General features: G+C 63.3%; 18 protein-coding genes and 1 tRNA gene. 8 read left to right on the plus strand and 11 right to left on the minus strand.

Features of this window, described 5'->3' with window-relative positions:
• Positions 1 to 99 precede the first annotated feature (99 nt).
• Positions 100 to 1623 (minus strand): acyl-CoA synthetase, encoded by a 1524-nt coding sequence (locus tag RN01_RS27015; protein WP_024570332.1) that lies wholly within the window; start codon positions 1621 to 1623, stop codon positions 100 to 102.
• 124 nt (positions 1624 to 1747) lie between these two features.
• Between RN01_RS27015 and RN01_RS27020 the strand changes: the two genes are divergently transcribed.
• From RN01_RS27020 to RN01_RS27030, 3 genes are all read left to right on the plus strand, one after another.
• Positions 1748 to 2668 carry a LysR family transcriptional regulator gene (locus RN01_RS27020; protein ID WP_017512100.1) on the plus strand — a complete coding sequence of 307 codons (921 nt, stop codon included), beginning with the start codon at positions 1748 to 1750 and terminating at the stop codon, positions 2666 to 2668.
• Between the two features lie 113 nt (positions 2669 to 2781).
• Positions 2782 to 3294, plus strand: a complete 513-nt coding sequence (locus tag RN01_RS27025; RefSeq protein WP_017512101.1) for a helix-turn-helix domain-containing protein — start codon at positions 2782 to 2784, stop codon at positions 3292 to 3294.
• Positions 3281 to 4648: an MATE family efflux transporter gene (locus RN01_RS27030; protein ID WP_011517700.1), complete on the plus strand. Its 1368-nt coding sequence runs from the start codon at positions 3281 to 3283 to the stop codon at positions 4646 to 4648. Before RN01_RS27025 ends, RN01_RS27030 begins: the two co-directional genes overlap by 14 nt.
• Positions 4649 to 4694: 46 nt before the next feature.
• Here the strand turns inward: RN01_RS27030 and RN01_RS27035 are convergent, their stop codons facing one another.
• Positions 4695 to 7136: a carbohydrate-binding protein gene (locus tag RN01_RS27035; protein WP_017512102.1), complete on the minus strand. Its 2442-nt coding sequence runs from the start codon at positions 7134 to 7136 to the stop codon at positions 4695 to 4697.
• Positions 7137 to 7404: 268 nt separating this feature from the next.
• On the opposite strand from RN01_RS27035, the gene RN01_RS27040 reads away from it, so the two are divergent.
• On the plus strand, positions 7405 to 8547 hold the full coding sequence (locus RN01_RS27040) for a metallophosphoesterase (RefSeq protein WP_029700381.1): 1143 nt from the start codon (positions 7405 to 7407) through the stop codon (positions 8545 to 8547).
• An 83-nt stretch (positions 8548 to 8630) separates the two neighbouring features.
• On the opposite strand, the gene ettA is transcribed toward RN01_RS27040, so the two are convergent.
• Positions 8631 to 10298, minus strand: coding sequence for an energy-dependent translational throttle protein EttA (gene ettA / locus RN01_RS27045; RefSeq protein ID WP_008643099.1), 1668 nt, complete (start codon positions 10296 to 10298; stop codon positions 8631 to 8633).
• A gap of 141 nt (positions 10299 to 10439) precedes the next feature.
• On the opposite strand from ettA, the gene RN01_RS27050 reads away from it, so the two are divergent.
• Both RN01_RS27050 and RN01_RS27055 read left to right on the plus strand, forming a co-directional pair.
• Complete coding sequence (locus RN01_RS27050) at positions 10440 to 10664, plus strand: hypothetical protein (RefSeq protein ID WP_017512104.1); 225 nt, start codon at positions 10440 to 10442, stop codon at positions 10662 to 10664.
• 41 nt (positions 10665 to 10705) lie between these two features.
• Positions 10706 to 11203: a M48 family metallopeptidase gene (locus RN01_RS27055; RefSeq protein ID WP_017512105.1), complete on the plus strand. Its 498-nt coding sequence runs from the start codon at positions 10706 to 10708 to the stop codon at positions 11201 to 11203.
• 13 nt (positions 11204 to 11216) lie between these two features.
• Here RN01_RS27055 and RN01_RS27060 read toward each other — a convergent pair whose 3' ends face one another.
• Positions 11217 to 12116 (minus strand): endo alpha-1,4 polygalactosaminidase, encoded by a 900-nt coding sequence (locus RN01_RS27060; RefSeq protein WP_017512106.1) that lies wholly within the window; start codon positions 12114 to 12116, stop codon positions 11217 to 11219.
• Between the two features lie 468 nt (positions 12117 to 12584).
• On the opposite strand from RN01_RS27060, the gene RN01_RS27065 reads away from it, so the two are divergent.
• Positions 12585 to 14276 (plus strand): diguanylate cyclase, encoded by a 1692-nt coding sequence (locus RN01_RS27065; protein WP_024570331.1) that lies wholly within the window; start codon positions 12585 to 12587, stop codon positions 14274 to 14276.
• A gap of 172 nt (positions 14277 to 14448) precedes the next feature.
• On the opposite strand, the gene RN01_RS27070 is transcribed toward RN01_RS27065, so the two are convergent.
• From RN01_RS27070 to petA, 6 genes are all read right to left on the minus strand, one after another.
• A tRNA-Thr gene (locus RN01_RS27070) sits at positions 14449 to 14524 on the minus strand.
• Positions 14525 to 14576: 52 nt separating this feature from the next.
• Positions 14577 to 15074, minus strand: a complete 498-nt coding sequence (locus tag RN01_RS27075) for a ClpXP protease specificity-enhancing factor (protein WP_017510763.1) — start codon at positions 15072 to 15074, stop codon at positions 14577 to 14579.
• A 31-nt stretch (positions 15075 to 15105) separates the two neighbouring features.
• Complete coding sequence (locus RN01_RS27080) at positions 15106 to 15717, minus strand: glutathione S-transferase N-terminal domain-containing protein (protein ID WP_008643086.1); 612 nt, start codon at positions 15715 to 15717, stop codon at positions 15106 to 15108.
• Positions 15718 to 15995: 278 nt separating this feature from the next.
• Positions 15996 to 16739 carry a cytochrome c1 gene (locus RN01_RS27085; RefSeq protein ID WP_017510764.1) on the minus strand — a complete coding sequence of 248 codons (744 nt, stop codon included), beginning with the start codon at positions 16737 to 16739 and terminating at the stop codon, positions 15996 to 15998.
• A 37-nt stretch (positions 16740 to 16776) separates the two neighbouring features.
• Positions 16777 to 18180: a cytochrome bc complex cytochrome b subunit gene (locus RN01_RS27090; protein WP_011517711.1), complete on the minus strand. Its 1404-nt coding sequence runs from the start codon at positions 18178 to 18180 to the stop codon at positions 16777 to 16779.
• A gap of 2 nt (positions 18181 to 18182) precedes the next feature.
• On the minus strand, positions 18183 to 18800 hold the full coding sequence (gene petA / locus RN01_RS27095; RefSeq protein ID WP_024570330.1) for a ubiquinol-cytochrome c reductase iron-sulfur subunit: 618 nt from the start codon (positions 18798 to 18800) through the stop codon (positions 18183 to 18185).
• A 219-nt stretch (positions 18801 to 19019) separates the two neighbouring features.
• Here petA and mscL point away from each other — a divergent pair, with 219 nt between their 5' ends.
• Positions 19020 to 19454, plus strand: coding sequence for a large conductance mechanosensitive channel protein MscL (gene mscL / locus RN01_RS27100; protein WP_017510766.1), 435 nt, complete (start codon positions 19020 to 19022; stop codon positions 19452 to 19454).
• A gap of 14 nt (positions 19455 to 19468) precedes the next feature.
• On the opposite strand, the gene RN01_RS27105 is transcribed toward mscL, so the two are convergent.
• A complete protein-coding gene (locus RN01_RS27105) occupies positions 19469 to 20215 on the minus strand; it encodes a Nif3-like dinuclear metal center hexameric protein (RefSeq protein ID WP_017510767.1) in 747 nt (248 codons plus the stop codon).

Consider the following 20215-nt stretch of genomic DNA (forward strand, 5'->3'; position numbering starts at 1 on the left):
TCTCCTGCTGCTTTGTGTTTTATGTGTGTTGTCTCCCCGCCCCCGCAGAGCGGGAAAGCGGAGTCTGTCAGTCGCCGACGCCGACGCGGGCGGCCTCCGTCAAACTCTTCGCTGCCGCCCTGCCCAGTGCTGGTCGCGCAGCCGGCGCTTTGCCAACTTGCCCGTCTCGTCACGCGGCAACTGCGCGACGATTTCGATCGTGCGCGGCACCTTGAAACCGGACAGCCGGCCTCGCATCCAGTCGATCACGGCCACCGGATCGAGCGTCGTGCCGGCCATGGGCTGAATCACGCCGTGGAGCCGCTCGCCATACTCGTCATCCGGCACGCCAAACACCACGCAATCGGCCACGCCGGGATAGCGCACGAGTTCATGCTCGATCTCGGCCGGATAGATGTTCACGCCACCCGAGATGACCATGTCCGACGCGCGGTCGCAGATGAACAGGTAGCCATCCGCATCGAGGTACCCCATGTCGCCAAGCGTGACGCGTCCGTCCACGTCGATCGTCCGTCGTGCGGCATCGTTGTTCAGGTAGGTGAAATCGGGATAGGCAGGCTGGCGGACGTACACGAGCCCGACTTCGCCCGGCGCGCAGGGCCGTCCGGATTCGTCGATGATGCGCACGCTGGCCGCATCGACCGGACGCCCCGCCGTGCCAGGACGCTCGGCCGCATCCTCGGGTGTGGCCACGGTGACCATGCCCGCCTCGCTCGACGCATAGGTTTCGTGGATCACCGGGCCGAACCAGTCGAGCATGGCGCGCTTGACCTCCGGGGCGCACGGCGAGCCCGTGGACGCGACAAAGCGGATCGACGACAGGTCGTAACGCGCGCGCACCTCGGGCGGCAGCTTGAGCAGGCGCACGTACATGATCGGCACGAGGTAGAGCACGTCGATGCGATGCTTCTCGACCAGCGCCAGCACCTGCTCGGCGTCGAAGCGCGGCGTCAGTACCAGACGCTCGGCCATCTGCAACGCGTTCTGGATAAAGACACCGGGCGCGCTGTGATAGAGCGGCGCGGACATCAGCGCACGGCACCCTGGCACGATCCCGATGGCCTTGGCCACCACCGATCGCATGCGCGCGGTCTGGTCCTCAAGTTCGCCCAGCGGCACCGCGCTGCGCAGCACGCCCTTGGGACGGCCGGTGGTGCCCGACGTATAGGCCAGATGTCCACGCGGCGCAACGCGTGGGCCGTCGTACGGCGATTGCGTGGCGAGCCAGGGTTCGTAGGCGATGGTGATGGTGGCGGTGCCGGTGGCGGCGGTGGCATCGGCGTCGCTGCCGTTCACGGTCAGCACGGTCATGCCTGCGGGAATCACTTCGCGCATCGACGGGAACAGATCGGCCTCGATGATCAGCACGCGGGCGCTGCTGTCCTCCAGCAGGAAGCGGGCTTCCTCCGGCGTGAAATGCCAGTTGATCGGGCAGTAGTAGACGCCGGCCGTCCGGCACGCGAAGACGACGTCGGCGAACACCGGGTCATTGCGCAGCATCACGGCCACCACCGCGCCCTCCTCAAGCCCCAGCCGCCGCAGGCCACCCGCCAGCCGGTTACCGCGGTCGAGCACTTCGGTGCCGGTGCGGTGCAACGATTCGAACCAGAGGTCTGCGGCCATGCGGGGTCTCCTGTCTGCGCATTTTGTTGACCGAACACTGTAGCGGCGCCTACTGGCATCGACAATGCCTCCAACTGGAATCACAATGTTGCGTCAAACTTGACAATGCTCAATCAGGCGCTTTATGGATCTCCATCTCGTCCAGGCTTTCGTAGACATCGTAGAAGCCGGCAATCTGGCCGAAGCCGGCCGGCGGCGCGGTGTCACGCGCTCGCAGATCAGCCGCCAGCTTGGCCTACTGGAAGAACAGGCCGGCGCGATGCTGCTGCGGCGGACCACGCGCCGGCTAGAGATGACCGACGCAGGACAATCGCTCTACGAGCACGGCTTGCGCATCCTGCAGGAAGTGGCGGCCGCGCAGGCCGAGATCGACAGCCTGGGCAAGACGCTGCGCGGTCATGTGCGCGTGAGCGTGCCCACCGGCCTGGGCGATGCGTTCATCGCCCCGCTGCTGCTGCAGTTTGCCGAGAAGCACCCGGGCATCTCGCTGCGCGTGTTCTTTGCCAACCGTGTGACCGACCTGATCGCGGCGGAAATCGACGTAGCGCTCAAGGTAACGTCCGAACCGCCGCTCGACACCGTGGCGCGCGACGTGTGTCCGATCCACTGGCAACTCTGCGCCTCGCCCGCCTATCTGGCCGGCATTGCGCCGATCCAGCAGCCCGCCGATCTGGCCGCCTGCCGCTTCCTCTGCCCGCCTTACACGTCCAGGCGCTTCCTGCTGACTCTGGGCCGCGATACCTGTGACGGCCCGGAACGGGAGGACGTCGACATTACGCCGTACCTGCAATCCGAACACTTTCCCTTCCTGATGAATGCCGTGCGCCAGGGGCACGGCATCAGCCTGCTGCCGCTCTACATGACCTGGGAAGATGTGCGGCGCGGCACGCTGGTACCCGTGCTGCCCGACTGGAAGCCCAAGGGACTGGGCAACCGGCTCTACATCTTCACCACCGCGAATCCGCATCTGTCGATGGCCACGCGGGCGCTGATCGGCTTCCTGCGCGAGACGGTGGCGGAGCTGGAGGTGTTCAAGGAGCGCTGAGAGCTCCACATCGCGCGCCATCGTCGATTTGCACTCGCTCTGCAAACTTTCAATTCGCAAGCTATGATTCATGCCATAGCTTGCAATCTGCAAGTAAAAGAGCGAGGAGACACATGGTACCGACCGATTTTTCCACCATGCCCTGCCCGATCGCCCGGTCGATGGCGATGCTGGGCGAGCGGTGGGCGATTCTGCTGATGCGCGAGGCCTACTACGGCAGTTCGCGTTTCGATGAGTTCGAGAAGAACCTGGGCATTGCCCCGAACATACTTAGCGCCCGGCTCAAGACGATGGTCGAGCACGGGCTGCTCGACAAGGTACCGGCCCCGGGCGGCGGCGCGCGCCACGTCTACGTGCTCACCGAGATGGGCCGCGACTTCTTCCCCGTATTCGTTACGCTGAAGGACTGGGCGGACCGGTGGCTGGCCGATCCGAAGGGTCCGCTCACCGTGCTCGAAGACAAGCGCGAGGGCAAGGAGATCATCGCCGGCAAGCTGACGCGCGACGATGGCAGCGCGATCACCGTGGACGACCTGCGCGTAAAACCCGGCCCAGGCGCCGGACGGTATCTGCGCGCGCGTTTTGGCGAACCATCCTCGGAGGCGGCCGATCATGCAAAAGTCTGATGCGCTTGCGCTCGATGGTTCGGCGGCCCTTGCCGAGCCGGTGCCCGCCACCGAGATCGCGCGCGGCATTGCCGTGCTGGCCGCGCCGACCAGTCTGGTGGCATTCCTGCAGGCCGGCGCGCAACTGATCGAAACCTGGCTGGCCGCGCGCCAAGGTACGGCATCGCTGGCCGGATGGGCGGTGGTGTTGCCATTCGCGCTGCTGCTGCAACAGATGTCGACGGGGGCGATGGGCGGTGGCGTGGTATCGGCCATCGCGCGCGCGCTCGGTGGTGGCAAGCGCGAGGAGGCATCGTCGCTGGTGCTCCACGCGCTGATCATCGCGGTGACGGCCGGGCTGATTTTCGCAATCGTGCTGGCAGGCTTTCCGCGCAGTGTGTTCGGTGCGGTGGCCGGCGCGACGGCGGCCGAAGCCGCGGCGAGCTACGCGATCTGGTTGTTCGGCGCCGGTGCCGTGCCCGCGTGGCTGGCCAATACGCTGGCATCGGTGCTGCGCGGTGGCGGACGCCACGCGCTGGCGGCACGTGTGCTGGGCGGCATGTGGGTGGTGTTTCCGGTGCTGTCCTGGTGGTTGGCGGAGCGCGTCGGCATGGGGCTGGCAGGCATCGGGGCGGCGCTGGCGGCCGTGTCATGGGGGGCGGCGTTGGTGATGGCCTATGTGGTGTTCCGTGGCGGCGCGGGCTTCGTGCCGTCGCTGCGCATCCGCCCGTCAAAGGCGCTGTTCTACCGGATTCTCTCCATCGGCCTGGTGGCCTGCGCTCTCGCATCGGTCGCCAATCTGACCACGATTCTCGTCACGGCCCAGTTGCGGCACTACGGCACCACGACCGTGGCCGCGTACGGCATCTCCGCGCGGCTCGAATTCCTGATGATCCCGCTCGCGTTCGGCGTGGGCTCCGCGTTGACAGCCCTGGTGGGCCGCGCGGTGGGCGCCGGTGACTGGCATACCGCGCGTCGCACCGCCTGGGTCGGCGCGTTGCTCGCCTTGCTGATTGCCGGGACGGTAGGGGCGGCGGTCGGGCTGGCGCCAAACCAGTTTGCCGGACTGTTCACCCAGGACCCCAATGTCGGCGCGATTGCCGCGCGCGCGCTGTCGTGGGTCGGCCCGGCGTTCGGCGGCTTCGGCCTGGGGATGGCGCTCTACTTCGCGTCGATGGGTGCGGGCCGTATGCGCTGGCCGATCGCCGCGGGCCTGTGCCGTATCGCCCTGGCGGCGGGCGGTGGCTGGCTGCTGGCCAACGTCGCCGGGATGGGGCTTGACGGACACTTCCTCGGCGTGGCGCTCGGCATCACGTCATACGGGCTCGTCACGGCCATCGGCGTGCGCAAGGGGGAATGGTCGCCGCGCCACTAACGGCTGGTGGCCAGCCGCTAATGGCGATTGGTTGATGGCGGCCGCCTTACCTGCGGAATCCCCCGCGGAAGTGGCCGCCACCACCACCACCACCGAGGCGTCCACCTCCGCCCTGGAATCCGCCGCCACCGAAACGGCCCTGCCATTGCTGCGCCGCTGAACTGTTGAAGCGCTGCTGGCCGGCCTCGCGCGCCTGGCGCTGCTGCTCGAGCTGGCCCTGCACATTGCTGTTCGGCTGCACCGGTTGCCAGCCGCTGGGCGTGTGCTGCTGCCAGCCATTGTCGGTGTGCTGGTAGACGTTGCCGTCGTGCCCGGCGTAGACATTGCCGTTGTTCCAGGCCACGGCATTGCCCTTGTCCGGGTTGGCGACGAATCCACGGCTGCCCGCCGTGTGCTGCCCCGTCTGGGTATTGCCCGCGACGCCCGCTTCCGCAGCGCCGACGCGTCCGGTCTGCGCGTTGTAGCCCGCCGCCTGTCGCCCTGCCGCATAGTTGCCGTTGTACTCGTTGCCGACCACGCCGCCACGCGCGGCGCCTTCGCGGCCGGTGGAAGGATTGGCGAACGAGCCCTGGCGCCCCGCCGCATAGTTGCCCGAGTACGGATTGAACGCGGCGCCCCGGCTGCCCTGGTAGCGCGCCCCGGTAGCGGCGTTATAGCCGTAGCCGGCCGTGCCGCGCCATTGCGTGCCCGTCCAGGCATTCCAGCCCTCGGCGTGCGTGACCGTGCCCTGCCCCCAACGGCCGTAGAAGTTGGCTTGGTTCACGTTCACGTAGTTCCAGTTGTACGGGCCGCCCCACCAGTACGGCCCCCAGTACGGAGCCGCCGCGCCCCAGATCGCGCCAGCCGCGAATCCGAAAGCGAAGCCTTCGGCCACGCCGATGCCAAACCCGGCACCATAGCCATAGGTCACCGGGTATCCGTAGTAGTAGGTGCCGACATACGGCGGATAGATGTAGCCGGTGCCATAGACCACGGTGCCGTCCGGGCTGACCACGACGCCCATGTAGCCGGGCGTGTAACCCACCACTACCGTTTCCGGCGTCACCGAATAGATGCGCACATAGGTCACGTAGTACACCGGCGAGCTCGGCGGAATCGTGTAGATCGCGGAAGGCACCTCGGTCGCGACCACCCACGGGCCATCCGGCGCACTGGAGGTGAACCAGATGCCGTTCGACACCGCGTAGTAGCGGCCGCTATCGACTTCGATCACGGGCGTGCCGGTGTTCACCGCATAGCGCAGCGACGTACCAGTAATCGGCTCGAATTTCGGCACGCCATCATAGGTCGCGGTCATCGTGGCCTTGGTGCGCGACACCGAGGCCGTCTGCGGAATCGTCGCCGCGATCTCGGCTTCCCGGGCCTGCGGCGTGCCGGGGACGGACACCAGCACGTTCGCCTTCGGGTCCTGCGGCGAGATCTTGGCGAAATTAGCGGGCAGCTTGTCGCCGGGGACGAACTCCCACGGCCCGCTCAGTACTGGCGCCCGGAACCAGCGGCCCGAGATCAGCACGTAGTACTGGTTGGTCGACGGGTCCAGCAGCACGGCGTGATCGGCGTTGCCCACCGTCAGCAGCTCGACGCCGCCGACCGGCTTCATCTGCGGCTCGCCGTCGGTGATCACCAGTTCCGCAGGGCCGGTTGCCAGCAATATGGTGGGCGGCCGGGCGGGCTTCTTGCCATCGGCAGGCATCATCGGATCGGGCCTGGTCTGGTCCTTGGCCGCCTGTAGCTTGCTGGCGGCGCCCAGCACGGCCGCGGGCGGGTTGGCCACGCTATCCCAATGGCCACCGGCCGATTCCGACCGATACCAGTAACCCGCCGCCTGCAGCCACAATTCGCCGCCCTGCTCGCGCAGCATCAGCGCGCGGCTGTTGATCGCGCGCTCGATCTGCGTGCCTGGCACTGCGCGCCAGACCGGCTCGCCATCGACATGCACGAGCAGCGTGGGCGTGGTCGCGAAGAAAATTTGCGGCACGTCGTTCTTGACCGGCACCCTGGTTGCGCGAGCCAGTTCCTGCGACACCGCGTAGCTGGCCTGCAGCTCATCGAGCGGGACGGTCAGCCCCTTGGGCGGCAGCCGGCCGATCAGCGCCGTGCGCACCTTGTCGGCAGCATCGGGGCGTGTGGGCACGTCAACGCTGTCGATCTGGATCTGCGTGAGCTGGACCAGCCCGGATGGCTTGTCGATATCGGCCTGCGCCGAGAACCGGGCCACGCCGTAGGTGGGTGTGCCGTCCTTCTCGCCAATGGCCACCGCGGCCCGCCCCGACAGTCGGTTCCCTTCCCATTTCTCGATCTCGGGCTGATAGAGCTCGATGTGCTCCCCCGCGGCGTCGAAGTTGCGTGGCCAGTTCAGCGACGGCAGCTTCTGGGCCGCGCTGGCCGAGGTTCCGGGGTTGGCGGCCAGGACGGCCGGCGTGGCCGCCGTCAGCAGGGCGGCGGCCATCAACGCCTGGCTCAGGAAGGTGCGCTTCGGGAATGACATGAGATCTCCGGCATGAGTGAGCAGTATGCGACACCGCTCGTATCGTCGGTCGAATCTAAAGTAGTGCGAAGACTGGAACAATCCGCCTCGAAAACATTCAGGATGACCACGGAAATCTGACAGATCACCTTCTCTGGGCCGGCCAGGGATTTCGGGATGGTGGCGTGCGTCTTTCTGCTCTCCGGTTCATGTTACGCCTCTCGAAACCCCTTGAAGCGCCCCGGCTGCGCCCTCACTTTCTAACGATCTCATCTTCGCGCCCCCCGCCATGAGTGCCATACGCTCCCGACGTTCGCTACTGATCCCCGTGCTGATCGTGGCGCTGCTCCATGTCTATATCGGCGTGCGGCTGCTGCCCGGCCTGCCCGTGCCAATGATCGTCCACAGCCTTGCGGTGCTGTGGCTCATCGCCTCGACCCTGCTGATGCCAGCCGCGTTGATGGCGCGCCGACTATCGACGCCATGGGCCGACCAGCTTTCGTGGGTCGGCATGATGGCGATGGGGTTCTTCTCGTCGCTGCTGGTGCTGACCATTGCGCGCGACCTCTTCCTGTTGGTGACGCTAGCCATCGGCTGGCGCCCGCCCGGCCTGACGGGCTATAGCGCCCTGGGCGCGATTGCGCTGGCCCTCGCCGTGACGGTGATCGGCTTCTTCCAGGCGCGCGGGCTGGCGAAGGTCAAGGAAGTGGACGTGCCGATCGCCAACCTGCCCGACGCGCTGCACGGCTTCACGATCGCGCAGATCAGCGATATCCACGTGGGACCTACCATCAAACGCCCGTATATCGATCGCATCGTCGATCGCGTGAACAGCCTGGCGCCCGATGCGATCGCCATCACGGGCGACCTGGTCGATGGCTCGGTGCGCGAGCTTTCCGCGCACACCGCGCCATTCGCGCGGCTTTCGGCGCGGCACGGCGCGTACGTGGTCACCGGCAACCATGAGTACTACTCTGGCGCGGAAGCCTGGATCGCGGAGTTGCGCCGCCTGGGGCTGCGCGTGCTGATGAACGAACACGTGGTGGTCGAGCGGGGCGACGCCTCGCTGGTGCTCGGCGGCGTGACCGACTTCACGGCCGGGGGCTTCATCGAAAGCCATCGCAGCGATCCGGTACAGGCCCTGGATGGCGCGCCCCGGGACGCGGCAGCACGCGTGCTGCTGGCGCACCAGCCACGCACTGCGCCGGCTGCTGCGGCGGCGGGCTTCGATCTGCAACTGTCGGGTCATACCCACGGGGGACAGTTCTGGCCGTGGAACCTGTTTGTACCGATGCAGCAGCCCTACGTACATGGGCTGAACCGGCATGACAACCTGTGGGTGTATGTGAGCCGTGGAACCGGCTACTGGGGGCCGCCGAAGCGGTTCGGGGCGCCGTCGGAGATTACGCTCGTGAGGCTGGTGAGGGGGTAAGGCTGGTGAGGGCGTAAGGCTGGATGGTTTTCTCCCCTCTCCCACAAGTGGGAAAGGGGTGCCAATCAAAACTACCTTACCTATCAGCGCGTGATCGGCTTATACCGAATGCGCTTCGGCTTCGCGGCCTCTTCGCCGAGACGCTTCTTCTTGTCCGCTTCGTATTCCTGGTAGTTGCCGGGGAAGAACTCCACATGCGAGTCGCCTTCGAAGGCGAGGATGTGGGTTGCGATACGGTCCAGGAACCAGCGATCGTGCGAGATCACCATCACGCAGCCGGCGAACTCGAGAAGCGCGTCTTCCAGCGCGCGCAGCGTTTCCACGTCCAGGTCGTTCGACGGTTCATCCAGCAGCAGCACGTTGCCGCCGGCAATCAGCGTCTTGGCCATATGCAGACGGCCACGTTCACCACCGGACAGCGTGCCCACCTGCTTCTGCTGATCGCCACCCTTGAAGTTGAAGCGGCCGATGTACGCACGCGACGGCGTTTCGTACCTGCCCACGGTCAGGATGTCCGACCCGCCCGAGATCTCCTCGAACACGGTCTTGTTGCCGTCCAGCGCATCGCGGCTCTGGTCGACGAACGCCATCTTCACCGTCGGCCCGATCTTGATCTCGCCGCTGTCCGGCTGTTCCTTGCCAGTCAGCATCTTGAAGAAGGTGGACTTACCGGCGCCGTTCGGGCCGATGATGCCGACGATCGCGCCCGGCGGCACCTTGAAGCTCAGGTTCTCGATCAGCATGCGATCGCCGAACCCCTTGCTGACGTTGTCGAACTCGATGACCTCGTTACCCAGGCGCTCACCCACGGGGATGAAGATTTCCTGGGTTTCGTTGCGCTTCTGGTATTCCTGGCTGTTCAGTTCGTCGAAACGGGCGAGACGCGCCTTCGACTTGGCCTGACGACCCTTCGGGTTCTGGCGCACCCACTCCAGTTCCTTGTTCAGCGCCTTCTGGCGGGCCGATTCGCTGGCCTCTTCTTGCTTCAGGCGGTTTTCCTTCTGCTCCAGCCACGAGCTGTAGTTGCCCTTCCAGGGAATGCCGTGCCCGCGGTCCAGTTCCAGAATCCACTCGGCGGCGTTGTCCAGGAAGTAGCGGTCGTGGGTGACGGCCACCACGGTGCCCGGGAAACGCGTCAGGAACTGTTCAAGCCAGTCGACCGATTCGGCGTCGAGGTGGTTGGTCGGCTCGTCGAGCAGCAGCATGTCGGGGCGCGACAGCAGCAGGCGGCACAGCGCCACGCGACGCTTTTCACCACCGGACAGATTGCCGATCTTGGCGTCCCACGGCGGCAGACGCAGCGCGTCAGCGGCGATTTCGAGCTGCAGCTCGGCGTTATTGCCGTCGCTGGCGGACAGGATCGCCTCGTACTTGGCCTGCTCGGCAGCCAGCGCGTCAAAGTCGGCGTCCGGCTCGGCGTAGGCGGCGTAGATCTCGTCGAGCTTCTTGCGGGCTTCGAACACCCCGCCGAGCGCCTCTTCGACCGATTCGCGCACGGTCTGCTCGGGATCGAGCTGCGGCTCCTGCGACAAATAGCCGATGTTCAGATTCGGCATCGGCGTGGCTTCGCCTTCAATCTCCTTGTCGAGACCGGCCATGATCTTCAGCAGCGTGGACTTGCCGGAGCCGTTCAGGCCCAGCACGCCGATCTTGGCGCCGGGGAAGAAGGACAGTGAGATGTCCTTGAGGATGTGACGCTTGGGCGGAACGATCTTGCCCACGCGGTTCATGGTGAAAACGTACTGTGCCATTGGGGTGCGCGTTCGGATGGATGTCGGGGAATGGCGGGAGTGTAGCAAACGGGCGGGCGCTGCCCCGGCCACACCGGATGAAATCGGGCGCGGCAAGTACAATATCTGGTTTCCCAATCGAACCCGATTGCTGTCGATTCCATGAGCAAAGCCGCCCTGACCCTCCGTTTCAAGTGCAAGAAGTGCACAAAACCCGTCACCCTGTACCTGCAGAAGACGTCCGCGTGCTCGCACATCCTCCCGTACCAGGGCTTCTGCAAGTGCGGCGAAATGATGCGCCATGCCATCGGTGACAAGGACGCCGTCGAGTCGTTCGTGAATTCGCTGGACAACAGCTGGATGCATCACCACCACCATCATCACTGAGCATCGTGACTGAAGCGTGGCGCCCGGGCGCGAAAGACCCGATGCGTTTTCTTGGCGGCTATCCGCCCGATGTGCTCGCGCAGGTGCGCGCACTGATCGATGCCGACCGTCTGGGCGAGCACATAGCCCGGCGCTACCCGGACCGCCACACGATCCAGACCGACCGCGCGCTCTACGACTACACCGCCGAGATCAAGCAGGAATACCTGCGCAGCGCGCCGCCGCTGCACAAGGTGGGTTATGACGCGCGGCTGGACACCGCCCAGCACGCGCTGGGGCTGCATACCGCGATTTCTCGCGTGCAGGGTGGCAAGCTGAAAGCCAAGAAGGAAATCCGGGTGGCGTCGCTGTTCAAGGAAGCACCACCGGAATTCCTGCGCATGATCGTCGTGCACGAGCTCGCGCATTTGAAAGAGACCGACCACGACAAGGCGTTCTACCGGCTTTGCGAATATATGGAGCCGCGCTACCACCAACTGGAATTCGACACGCGATTATTCCTGGCGTGGCGAGAGATGGAAAAGCGCGGCGGCGCCTGAGAATCTCCCGGAATCAGTCGCAGCTATACCGATACTTGTCGTTCAGCGCCAGCGGCAACACCAGCGTCCGGATACTCAGCGCGGCAGCCTTGGCGCATAACGCCGGCCGCTTTGTCGCATCCTTCCACTTCGTCGCATATTCCACGTTGAACACCGGCTTGCCTTGCGCCGTGAAGGCCGAGTATCCGCCGCACTCGTTGTACTGGAAGCATTGCTCGTTAATCGCGAAATCAAATGACGATGCCAGATCGGTGAGCTGGCCAACGTCGTTCTTCAATCCGATCGCCAAACCGCGCGCATGTGCCGCGTTAGCCAGAAAGCGGTTGTAGTCAAGCTGGGTGTCCACCATGAGCGGCAGGCCGGTGTTATTGGTATATCCATCGACATTGTCGGGATCAACGCCGTCGCACCCCTTCGAGACCGCCAAATCCATACGCGCGGCCATGATGCCGCGCACATTGCTGGATCGCGTATCCAGCCAGCGCTCGCCCGCCCAGCCGCTGAGTACGTTGCCCATATCCGAGGGTTGGAAACTCTGGAAATCGGGGCGCCAGTCCTCGCTGCTTCCCGCGGAGAAATAGCAGACGACTCGCCTGCCCTGCTCCTTGAGCGATGCAATGGTCGACGGTGGCGTGTCGAACAGGTCGAGCACGTAGACCGCAACGTTGTAACTCGTATCGAGTTTTCCCTGGAGTTGAAGCTGCCACGTGTCGGTTACCGATGGCATCCAGCGGACTGGATTGGCGACCATACTGTTGTTCACCTGCTTCGTCGAAAGCGTGGCGGCTTCCGTCACCCGGATCACCGTGCCGCCCGAATTGTCGTCCCCGCCACCACCACAGGCCGCTACTGCGATAACGGCCGTTACCGCAGCAAGGCACGCCTTCGCCGAGCTTGCCAGTTTTCCATCCATTTCAATTGCCCTTCCAGTTGAACCCCAACAAAACCTTCAATTGGCCGCTATATTCTTCCGCCCGCGCAGTCGGCCACCACACGGGAGGTGTCTTTCGTGGAAAAGGCATATGTGACGCACGGCGCATTATCACGGAGCCGGGTCTGATGGTAATGACAACTTGCGTCGATGGGTGGAAATGCGACACCGGTGCCACGAACACATCTCACCGATCATCAAGAAGCTTGCCTCCGTAACCGATATCGGATTCGATTATGAGTTCGCAAAAATGTCACATTCAGTTTCGCCCGTGGACGGACAAATAATGTCCGTTTCGCAATTTTGAGGTCCCAATCGCTATAGATCCGGTTTTCAAGTCTTATGTGTGCAACATCCGGGCGACCAGAAAAGCCCGAGGCAGCAACTCCGCAATACTCTGTCAGTCAGCGCTTCCTAAGAGTCTCCGCCGGTGCCTGCCTTGCCGTACTGATGCTGTTGGCCTGGCTGGTTTCTCATCAGTGGCAAGGATTCTCGCGCAGCGACCAGGCACTCTCGGATTTCGAGATCTTCCGCGCGGCGCTGCTGGCGATGGAAAAGGTATCAGCAGAACGCGGGCCCATGAATGCCGCGCTTGGCGAGGATGTACCGATGCCGGCGCAGCGCATCGCGGCACTACGCAAGGCCCGCGAGGAAAGCGATGCCAGTCTGCGTGACCTCGACGCAGCAATCGAGGCTAGCCACTGCGAGGAGTGCGCCGCGCTTTACGTGACAGCCACCCACGCGATCACCACGCTGGCCGAGGCACGCAAACATGCCGACGACGTACTGCTGGTGCCGCGCCAGACCCGGTCCCCAGAGCTGCTGGACAACGCCGTCAACCACATGGCGAACGTCATCCCGATCATTGCAGGCATCGCCGATGGCACCATCGGGGACATCGTCAGCGGCGACGCCGCAGTCCTGGACGTCCTGCAGATGGCCCGGCTCGCGGCCGCGCTGCGCGAACACGCCGGGCTGCTCGGTTCGCGCTTTACGGGCGCGCTCGCATCGGACCGGCAACTGACCGAGCAGGAACAGCAACACATCTTCAACAGCGAGGGCCGCGTGGAGCAGCTTCGCACGCTCCTGGCATCGCACGCCGGCAACCACCCTACCCTCGCGCCGGAAGCGGTAAGACGTGTCGGCATGGTGTTTGGCGAAGCCGGACTGGCTTATGTCACCAAGGTCTACCGCCGCGCGAAACGTCCGATGGGCGCTGGCATCACCACCGGTGATTTCGCCGCACAGTATGTGCCGACGATGCTGCCGATCGTCCAACTGCGCGACGAGATTCTCGACCACGCCCGCGCGCGCTTGCACCGCAACCGCGACGTCACCCTGACGCTGCTGCTCGGCGCATTCGCCATCGCCTTCGCGCTACTGGGAACGATGATCTGGCTGCATTCGCTGTTTCGCAGGCAGATCCTGAAACCATTCTTCGCGGCCACACGGTCCATCCTGGCCATTGCGAACGGCAATCTCTCCGTACGCGTGCCATCGCCCAACAACTACCGTGGCGAAATCCGAGCGCTGCTCGAGGCCGTTCACACACTCAAGCGCTACAGCCTGGACAAGCAGCAACTGGAACAAGACCGCCAGCGACTGATCGCCCAGCTGACCACCATGGCGGAAACGGACGCGCTCACGCAGTTGCTGAACCGTCGCGCACTCGAAGCACGGGCTTGCGACCTGTGCGCAAGCCCTGAAGCCGACAAACCCTACGTCGCGCTAGTGATGTTCGATATCGACCATTTCAAGCGGATCAACGACACATATGGGCATATCGCGGGGGACCGGGCGCTCGAGATCGTTGGCGCAGTGTGCCGGGACGTGCTGGGCACCGGCGACCTTGCCGCGCGCTTTGGCGGGGAAGAATTCGCGGTGGTTTCGCTGGTGAGTACACCCGGCGAAGCGTTGAGGCTCGCTGAGCAGCTAAAGGAAAAGCTGCGCGAGATCCGGGTGACGCTGGAGAGCGCCAGACCGTTCGGCATGACCGTCAGCCTCGGCGTCGCCATCGGACGCCGGGAGGATGTAGGCCAGGACCTCTCGGCGCTGATCAGGCAGGCGGATCTGATGCTTTATCGGGCGAAGCGCGGGGGGAGAAATCGGATTGAGGGGGATTGGGAACTGATGGTTGGTTGAGCGGCGGATGCCAAGCAACTGTTTCGCGTCGCAACTGGCCGCCAGATACTCTTTAGTTGCTGCAATCGACATCCCCATCCGGCATGACATCGCCCCATTACGCAGACCATCGACGTAAGGTATTCAAAAAGCAAAAAGGCCACGCTCTCGCGTGGCCTTTTTGCATAATTCCTGGTGCCGGCTGCAGGACTCGAACCCGCCACCTGATGATTACAAATCAACTGCTCTACCTGATGAGCTAAGCCGGCATTTTTGGTGCAGTCCGCGATTCTACTTCAAGCGGACCACTTTGACGATGGCTTATTTGACCACCTTCAGGGAGGGCTTTTTCCCGCCGATGCGCGGCACGGGCGGCGGCGTCGGGTCGTCGTCAGGAGAGACGCCCTCTTCCGCCGTTACCGGCGCCGGCGTATCACTGTCGACCGAGGCGAGCTTCGGCGGCGGGTTGTTCTCCCGCTCCGTCGCAGCCTGGGTTTCGGGGATACTGCGTTCCACCGGGAACGCCATGCCCTGGCCGTTCTCACGCGCGTAGATCGCCAGCACGTTATCCACGGGCACTTCGATCTTGCGCGACACGCCACCGAAGCGCGCGCTGAACGTAATCCACTCGTTCCCCATATCGAGACCGCTGGTCGCGTCGAAGCTCACGTTCAGCACGATTTCGTTATTCTTCACGAATTCGCGCGGCACGCTGGTATTGCCGTCGACGAAGACTGCGATGTACGGCGTGAAGCCGTTATCCGTGCACCATTCGTAAATGGCCCGGATCAGATAGGGCTTGGTGGATGTTTCAGACATTACGCTTTGCGGTGGCGACGTCGGATGTGTCTTAGCGACGCATCACCTTTTCAGACGGGGTCAGAGCTTCGATGTAGGCCGGGCGGCTGAAGATACGTTCGGCGTACTTCAGCAGCGGCGCAGCGTTCTTCGACAACTCGATGCCATAGTGATCCAGGCGCCACAGAAGCGGCGCGATGGCGACGTCGAGCATCGAGAACTCTTCGCCGAGCATGTACTTGTTCTTGACGAAGATCGGCGCCAGTTGCGTCAGGCGGTCACGAATCGCGGCGCGGGCGCGCTCATGATTCTTTTCCGCGGCCTTGCCCTTTTCGTTTTCCAGCACGTAGACGTGCGTGAACAGTTCCTTTTCGAAGTTGAACAGGAACAGACGGGCACGGGCGCGCTGCACCGGGTCGGCCGGCATCAGCTGCGGGTGCGGGAAGCGCTCGTCGATATACTCGTTGATGATGTTCGATTCGTACAGGATCAGGTCACGTTCGACGAGGATCGGTACCTGGCCGTACGGGTTCATCACCGAGATGTCTTCCGGCTTGTTGAACAGGTCAACGTCGCGGATCTCGAAGTCCATGCCCTTTTCGAACAGGACAAGGCGGCAACGTTGGGAAAACGGGCAAGTGGTACCCGAATACAACACCATCATGGTTGAATTCCTTGGGTGTGGAGTGCGCCAGATCGATATAACTTCATCGAAGTTGGCAGAGCTAGGTCGGACAGGGCAAACATTCTGTCAGAACGCCCTATCGAAAAGCAAATAAGTTACAAATACAAGGTGTGGCCCCAAGCCGACTTGACCGAGCGGCCGCCCGATGTCGCACAAAACAAAAGGGCCGACGCGGTGCTGCACTGCTGCAACCTCCGCGCCGGCCCTTCGGCGGGCACCGCCAGGCTGTTACAACCAGCCTGACAAGCCACACCGATTTACTTCACATCCTTCCAGTAAGCGGCATTCAGGCGCCAGGCAAACACGGTGAACATGCCCAGGAACAGGAGCACCCACACACCCAGACGCTTCCGATGGCTTTGTTCCGGCTCGGCCATCCAGTTCAGGTAGTTCACCAGATCGGCTGCGGCCTGGTCATATTCCTGCGTGCTCAGCTTGCCCGGGGTGATCTGCTCGAAACCTGCGAACTTGTGCACCTTCTCGCCGTGTTCCTCGACTTCCGCGAACTTGGCGGCACGCTGGCCCTGCAGTTCCCACAGCACGTGCGGCATGCCGACGCTAGGGAAGACCAGGTTGTTCCAGCCCGTGGCGCGGGTGTCATCACGGTAGAACGTGCGCAGGTACGTGTAGAGCCAGTCGTTGCCGCGGGCGCGGGCGATGACCGACAGGTCCGGGGGAATCGCGCCGAAGAATGCCTTGGCGTCCTTCGGGTGCATCGCGATTGTCATCGTTTCGCCCACCTTGTCCGCCGAGAACAGCAGGTTTTGCTGGATCTGCTCTTCGGTAAGGTCCAGGCCCTTGAGCCGGTTGTAGCGCATCATCGACGCGCCGTGGCAGTTCAGGCAGTAGTTGACGAACAGCTTGGCACCGCGCTGCAGCGATGACACATCGCTCGTGTCCAGCGGCGCCGGCTCCAGCGGGTAGCCCCCTTCTGAAGCCATCGCGGGCATTGCCGCGAAACAGGCGCCGACCAGTGCGAAGATCGAAAGCAACTTTTTCATCTTGTGTCCTTGTCCTCTTGTAGGGTCGCGCAGCGTCTTAGTGCGGATGGAACGTGACGCGCTCCGGCACCGGCTTGAACGTGCCGGCACGGCTCCACAGCGGCATGGTCAGGAAGAAGGCGAAGTACAGCAGCGTACCGAGCTGCGACACCTTCTCACCCACCGGCGACGGCGGTTGCACGCCGAGGTAGCCGAGGATCAGGAACACCACCACGAAGACAACCAGGATCGTCTTGTGGAATGCGGGACGGTAGCGGATGGACTTGACCGGCGAGCAATCGAGCCACGGCATGAAGAACAGCACGATCACCGATCCGCCCATCACCAGCACGCCCCAGAACTTGGCGTCGATGAAATAGAAGCCCACGGCCAGGATCACCAGGATCGCCACCGAACCCATCTTGATGCGTGCATCCTTGGTGCGCAGGAACACCATGCCCAGCACGATGGCGAAGAACGCCCACAGGATCGGCAGGAAGTTCGCCGTGGTTGCGCGCAGCATCGAGTAGAACGGCGTGAAGTACCACACCGGCGCGATGTGCGGCGGCGTCTTCAGCGGATCCGCCGGGAAGAAGTTGTTCGCTTCCAGGAAATAGCCACCCACTTCGGGGAAGAAGAAGATCACGGCCGAGAAGATAATCAGGAAGCCGGCCACGCCCAGCAGGTCATGCACCGAGTAGTACGGGTGGAACGGGATGCCATCGAGCGGAATGCCGTTTTCATCCTTCTTCGCCTTGATTTCCACGCCGTCCGGGTTGTTCGAGCCCACTTCGTGCAGCGCGATGATGTGCGCCACCACCAGGCCCAGCAGCACCAGCGGCACCGCGATCACGTGGAAGGAGAAGAAGCGGTTCAGCGTGGCATCGCTCACCACGTAGTCACCGCGGATGAACAGCGACAGGTCCTGGCCGATTACCGGAATCGCCGAGAACAGGTTCACGATCACCTGCGCGCCCCAATAGGACATCTGGCCCCAGGGCAGCAGATAGCCCATGAACGCTTCGGCCATCAGGCACAGGAAGATCAGGCAACCGAAGATCCAGACCAGTTCGCGCGGCTTGCGGTACGAACCGTACAGCAGCCCCCGGAACATGTGCAGGTACACCACGACGAAGAACGCCGAAGCGCCGGTGGAGTGCATGTAGCGGATCAGCCAGCCCCATGGCACTTCGCGCATGATGAATTCCACGCTGGCGAATGCCACTGGAATGCCAGCCGCGTTCAGCGTGCCGTCCGGCTTGTAGTTCATCACCAGGAAGATGCCGGTGACGATCTGGATCACCAGCACCAGCAGTGCGAGCGAACCAAAGAAGTACCAGAAGTTGAAGTTCTTCGGCGCGTAGTACTTGGAGAGGTGGTCTTCCCAGAGTTGGGTGGCGGGGAAGCGGGCGTCGATCCAACCCAGCAGCCCGGTAGTCTTGACTTCTTTTTCGGCCGCCATGATCAGGCTTCTCCTTTCTCGTCCTTGCCGATCACGAGCTTGGTGTCGGTCAGGAACTGGTACGGGGGTACGTCAAGGTTCTGCGGGGCCGGTTTGTTCTTGAACACGCGGCCAGCCAGGTCGAAGGTCGAGCCATGGCACGGGCAGAGGAAGCCGGGATCAGCGCCGAGCTGAGGGTTGGCGCCTGCGGGAAATGGGCCGGATGGCGAGCAGCCAAGGTGGGAACAGATTCCAACCACGACCAGCAGGTCCTTGTGGTCGGCACGGGAACGGCTTTCGTTCTTGCAGTACTCCGGCGTCGGCATGGTGAAGGGGACGTCGGAATTCGGGTCCGCGACTTCGGCGTCGGTCTTCTTCAGGGAAGCCATCATCTCCGGCGTGCGCCGCAGAATCCAGACTGGCTTGCCACGCCACTCCACCGTCATCATCTCACCGGACTTCAGGGCGCCAATGTCCGCCTCGACCGGTGCGCCCGCAGCCTTCGCCTTCTCGGAAGGTGCAAAGGTACTCACGAACGGTACTGCTACTGCTACGCCTCCTACGCCGCCTGCGACAGAAGTCGCGATCAACCAATTGCGGCGACCTTTGTCCACGCTCTTCACGTCTTGCTGGTCACTCATTCCAAACCCCAGGGGATGTCATCAATTGAATCTTGCGTCAACAAAAAATTATACCTGAGGCACATCTGGCGACGATAGGCGAACTACGGATAGCCGACCGCGCTTTTATCGGTCATGGAGACGCAATTTCCGCATCCAGACTTGCACTCGAGGGTGCGATGATGCAGTCTCTGTCAAACTCAGACGTTAATCTGGAACAACAAAACGGAGAATAGCGCTATGGGAATGATGAGCGAGTTCAAGACCTTCGCCATGCGTGGCAATGTCATCGACCTGGCGGTCGGTGTCATCATCGGGGCGGCATTCGGCAAGATCGTCGATTCTGTCGTTAATGACCTGATCATGCCTGTCATCGGCAGAATCGTGGGAAAACTCGACTTTTCCAACATGTTTGTCATGCTGGCGGATCCGCCGCCAGGCGTCCCGCAAACGCTGGATGCATTGAAGAAAGCGGGCGTGCCGGTATTCGCTTACGGAAATTTCCTGACCATCGTGGTGAATTTCGTGATTCTCGCGTTCATCATTTTCATGATGGTGCGCGCCTTCAACAAGATGCGCGAAAAAGAGGCGGAGCCTGCCGCGCCGGCCGTCACGCCGGAAGACATCGTTCTGCTGCGCGAAATTCGCGACAGCCTGAAGGCCCCACGCGGCTGATAATTGCGCCCGGTTCAGACCGGGTTCGGAATATCGATAAATGTGTGGCGCAGCCCGAAGCGCTGCGCCAGATGTTCGCCCACTGCACGGATGCCGTAGCGTTCCGTCGCATGGTGACCGGCAGCCAGATAGGCCACGCCGCTCTCCCGCGCCAGGTGCGTGGTGGGCTCGGATACCTCCCCACTCATATAAAGATCCACGCCCGCGTCCACCGCGGCCGCGAAGTACCCCTGCGCGCCACCGGTACACCAGCCTACGGTGCGGATCATCTGGTCTGCGTCGCCGATGACCAGCGGCTCCCGCTCCAGCACGCCACCCACATGGGCCGCGAAGGCGCTGAGCGGCATTGGCTGCGGAAGCGTGCCGGTCCAGCCCAACTGATCATCGCTGAAGCGGCCCGTCGGGGTGATCCCGAGCTGCAGACCCAATTGGGCGTTGTTGCCGAACTCCGGATGGTTGTCGAGCGGCAGATGGTAGGCCAGCAGATTGATATCGGCGCCCAGCAGGCGCTTCAGGCGAGCGTGTTTCTGGCCAACGATACAGGCGTTCTCATTTTTCCAGAAATAGCCGTGGTGCACGAGGATGGCGTCCGCGCCGGCTTCGATCGCCGCATCGACCAGCGCCAGGCTCGCCGTCACACCGGTGACAATATGGGCAACCTCCGGCCGACCCTGCACCTGGAGTCCATTCGGGCAATAGTCCTTGAAACGGGAAACCTGCAGCAGGTCGTTCAAGTACAATTCAAGCTCTTTTGTTTTCAT

This window comes from Cupriavidus sp. SHE, from assembly GCF_000812445.1.
Classification (GTDB): Bacteria; Pseudomonadota; Gammaproteobacteria; order Burkholderiales; family Burkholderiaceae; genus Cupriavidus; species Cupriavidus metallidurans.